The 3841-nt window shown below is 71.8% G+C and carries 5 protein-coding genes and 1 pseudogene; 3 read left to right on the top strand and 3 right to left on the bottom strand.

Annotated features, from left to right (window positions below; all coding sequences use genetic code 11):
- On the top strand, nucleotides 1–518 hold a 518-nt coding region (locus H5J29_RS24375), incomplete at its 5' end, for a LysR family substrate-binding domain-containing protein (RefSeq protein WP_181783362.1).
- Here the strand turns inward: H5J29_RS24375 and trhA are convergent.
- Entirely contained in the window at nucleotides 508–1137 is a 630-nt protein-coding gene (gene trhA / locus H5J29_RS24370) for a PAQR family membrane homeostasis protein TrhA (protein WP_181783363.1), read from the bottom strand. The two genes, H5J29_RS24375 and trhA, sit on opposite strands and share 11 nt — an antisense overlap.
- A gap of 175 nt (nucleotides 1138–1312) precedes the next feature.
- Here trhA and H5J29_RS24365 point away from each other — a divergent pair, with 175 nt between their 5' ends.
- On the top strand, nucleotides 1313–2080 hold the full coding sequence (locus tag H5J29_RS24365; RefSeq protein ID WP_312858382.1) for an isoprenyl transferase: 768 nt from the start codon (nucleotides 1313–1315) through the stop codon (nucleotides 2078–2080).
- An 82-nt stretch (nucleotides 2081–2162) separates the two neighbouring features.
- Here the strand turns inward: H5J29_RS24365 and H5J29_RS24360 are convergent, their stop codons facing one another.
- Nucleotides 2163–2510: a hypothetical protein gene (locus H5J29_RS24360; RefSeq protein ID WP_181783360.1), complete on the bottom strand. Its 348-nt coding sequence runs from the start codon at nucleotides 2508–2510 to the stop codon at nucleotides 2163–2165.
- Nucleotides 2511–2780: 270 nt separating this feature from the next.
- Entirely contained in the window at nucleotides 2781–3143 is a 363-nt protein-coding gene (locus H5J29_RS24355) for a hypothetical protein (protein WP_181783359.1), read from the bottom strand.
- 342 nt (nucleotides 3144–3485) lie between these two features.
- Between H5J29_RS24355 and H5J29_RS24350 the strand changes: the two are divergent.
- A pseudogene (locus H5J29_RS24350) lies at nucleotides 3486–3841 on the top strand (DUF885 domain-containing protein); the annotation flags it as partial.

Genomic DNA, 3841 nt, shown 5'->3' with positions numbered 1-3841 from the left:
TCACCTGGGAGGACCCCACCGGCGGGCTCGCCGAGACCGGGTCGGACCGCACCGACGCCGCGTTCCTCTGGCTGCCCTACCCGGACCCGGACGGCAGGTTCACGCACGTCACGGTGGCGGAGGAACCCCGGCTGGTGGCCCTGCCCGCCGCGCACGCCCTCGCCGACCGGCCGGAGATCGCCTTCGACGACCTGCTCGACGAGCCGTTCCTCGCCCTCCCCGCGGGCAGCGGCCCGCTCCGCGACCACTGGCTGGCCACGGCCGAACGGGGCGGCCGCCCGGTCCGGGTCGGCGCCGAGATCGCGAGCACCGAGGAGACCGCGGAGGCGCTCGAGGCCGGGCTCGGGATCTGCCTGCTGGCCCGCGGGAACGTGCCGCTGGTGAAGCGCGCGTCCGTGGTGTTCCGACCGGTCACCGGGGTCTCGCCGAGCACGTTGGTGCTCGCCTGGCGCGCCGACGACGAGCGTCCGCTGCTGACCGCGCTCCGGCGGGCGGTGCGTGAGGTCGTCAGCCGGTGAACAGGGCGAACCAGATGGCGATCTGGTGACAGATCGCGGCCAGCACCGTGGCCGCGTGGAAGAACTCGTGGTAGCCGAAGGTGCGCGGCCACGGGTTGGGCCAGTGCACGGCGTAGAACACCGCGCCGACCGTGTAGAGCGCGCCGCCGACCAGCAGCAGGACCAAGGCGGCCACGCCGGCGTTGGCCAGCAGGTCCGGCAGCACGAAGACCGCGACCCAGCCGAGCGCCAGGTAGATCGGCACGCCCACCCACTTCGGCGCGTGCGGCCAGCAGACCTTCAGGACCACGCCGAGCAGCGCCCCGCCCCACACCGTGAGCAGCACCCAGCGCCCCGTGCTCCAGGGCATCGCGAGCAGGGCGACGGGCGTGTACGTGCCCGCGATGAACACGAAGATCATCGAGTGGTCGAGCCTGCGCATGATCAGCCTGCTGCGCGGGGTGGACCAGGTGCGCCGGTGGTAGAGCGCGCTCGTGCCGAACAGGCCGAGGATCGTGACGCTGTAGACCGACGTGGCCAGCGCCGCGACCCCGCCGACCAGGCTGGCCGAGATCGCGATCAGCGTGGCGCAGGCGGCCACCGAGACGACGAACGACCAGAAGTGCAGCCAGCCACGCATCCGCGGCTTGACGAACGGTGCGTCGGGGGGCGGCACGAGCCCGGCGTTCACCCGGCCGAGCGTACGGGATCCGCGGCCGCGGCGAGGTTGCCGGGCGGTGGCCGGTGGGTGAAGCGCGCCGGATGCCGGTGTGATGTCACCGACTGCGTCGGGGGGCGGCGTAGGCTGCCCGCCCGTGGGTGTTCGCGACCTGCTCTATTCGACCTACGAGGCGAGGCTCGCCCGGCGGCTGGCTGGTGCCGCCCGGCCACGGCATGTCGCCCTCATCCTCGACGGCAACCGTCGCTGGGCCCGGGACGCGGGCCACGACGACGTCAACGCGGGCCACCGCGTGGGGGCCGCGAAGATCTCCGACCTGCTCGGCTGGTGTGCCGAGTCCGGGGTCGAGGTCGTCACGCTGTTCCTGCTCTCGACGGACAACCTCTCCCGCCCCGACGACGAGCTGCTGCCGCTGCTCGAGATCATCGCGGACGTCGTCGACGAGCTGAGCGGGCCGAGCACGCCCTGGCGGCTGCGGGTCGTCGGCGCGCTGGAGCTGCTGCCCCCCGCGATGGCCCAGCGGCTCACGGCGGCGGCGGAGCGCACCGGCGACCGCAGCGGGCTGCAGCTCAACGTCGCCGTCGGGTACGGCGGCAGGCAGGAGATCGCCGACGCCGTGCGCAAGCTGCTGCTGCAGCACGCCGAGTCCGGCACGACGATCGAGGAGCTGGCCGAGGTCCTCGACGTCGACCACATCGCGGCGCACCTGTACACGTCCGGTCAGCCCGATCCCGACCTGGTCATCCGGACCTCGGGCGAGCAGCGCCTCTCCGGGTTCCTGCTCTGGCAGAGCGCGCACTCGGAGTTCCACTTCTGCGAGGCCCACTGGCCGGAGTTCCGGCGCGTGGACTTCCTGCGGGCCCTGCGGGAGTACGCCGCCCGGCACCGCCGCTTCGGGGGCTGACCCCGGGGCCACACCCGAAGACCTCCGGACGCACGAAGGGCGCCGGACCGTGTGGTCCGACGCCCTCCGCAGGAGCTCAGATTCAGTCGACCGAGTCGCCCGCGCCCGAGATCTGGCCGCAGGAGCGGTCGGTGTCGGTGGCGATGTCGGTGCTCGACGACGCCGAGCCCAGGATGCCCAGGGCGCCGGTGGCGGCACCGACGAGGTCCTTGGCGTTGACCTGGCCCGCGAGCACGCCCGCGTTGACCGGGACGTCGTTGTTGCACGCCTGGACCGGCACGTTGGCGTTGTTGCCGGAGACGTTGATCAGGCCCTTGCCGGTCTTGTCGATGCCGACCGACGACGAGCTGTCGTGGGCGAACGCCAGCGGGCTCATGGCGACGATGGACGCCGCGGAGGCGGCGGCGACGAGGGCAACCTTCTTCAGCACGTGTACTTCTCCTGTGAGTCGAGCGCCTGAGAATCAGGCGGAGACAAGTCGGTGTCCGACCGGGGAGCCCGCACCGACTGAGCACAATCTATCGCTTCCGGCGGCCGCGGAGAAACTGACGACACGATCGTGTCTGCAATTTTTCCGAGTCCGGGTTACGCCCACGATCGGTGGAATCCCGGAGGCATTTCGAACGGCTGGGAAAATCGTCGGAAACGGCGAGAACGCCGGACCCCGTGCGGGGCCCGGCGTTCTCGGGTACGACGTGGGTCAGCTGACCGAGTCGCCCGCGCCCGACTCCTGGCCGCAGGAGCGGTCCGAGTCGGTGGCGATCGCGGTGGTGGCGTCGGCCTTGCCGAACAGCGCCGCCGCACCGGTGAGGGCACCGGTCAGGTCCTTGACGTTGCCCTGCACGGCGCCGAGGCCGGCGTTGACCGGGACGTCGTTGTTGCAGGCCTGGATCGGCACGTTGAGGTTGTTGCCGGAGACGTTGACGAGGCCCTTGCCGGACTTGTCGATCCCGACGGTCTCCGAGCCCTGGTAGCTAGCCTTGTCGCCCGCGAACGCGAGCGGGCTGACGGCGATGAGGGACGCGGCGACGCCGGCCACAACAATTCCAGCCTTCTTCAGCACAGTTCTTCTCCTGTTAAGTGCGTGGGGCCGGCGAACCGGCTCCGATCACGTCAGCGTCCGACCGGGGAGCCCGCGCTGACTGAGGGAAAAGCTATCCGTCCGGCGGATCACCAACAAATCTCGTACCACCATCGTGTGAGTCCGCAACCCTCAGTTTGGTTATTCCCGGGATCGGGTGATCTCTGACATTCGTCCGTGAGTGTGTCCGGGCGTCGGCGAGGACGGAGAGTCGTCTGCTCACTCCTTCGGGACGGGCCCGGTCACGATCGTGGCGAGGCGCCGGCCGGGCCTGTGCGCGGTAGCGTCCGCAGGATGCGGTCCGCGAAGGTCAGAGCGTCGGTGGTGGCACGTGACACCGCGCTGCTCGCCTTCCGGCTGGACCGTCTGGTGCCCGGGCTCGTGGAGTCCTGGACCGGGGACGCGGCCCTGCGGCGGCACGCGCGGTCCGGGCCCCCGCCGTCGGCGCGGGAGCTCTTGGAGGCGGCCGAGGGGCTGCGGCGTGCCCTCGAGTTCGTGGAGCTGTCACCGGTGCGGCGGGCGTTCCTCGCGGGCGAGCTGACCGCCCTGGCCCGGGCGGCGCGGGGGCTGGCGGGCGAGCGCGTCGGGCTGGAGGTCGAGATCCGCGAGAGCTACGGCGTCACGGTGGGCCTCGGCGACCCGGACCGCTACCGGGAGGCGCACCGGCGGATCGGGGAGCT

The sequence above is a fragment of the Pseudonocardia pini genome, assembly GCF_013870575.1.
Classification (GTDB): Bacteria; Actinomycetota; Actinomycetes; order Mycobacteriales; family Pseudonocardiaceae; genus Pseudonocardia; species Pseudonocardia pini.
The sequence above is the reverse complement of the archived record's forward strand: the minus strand, read 5'-3'. Positions and strand labels throughout refer to the sequence as shown.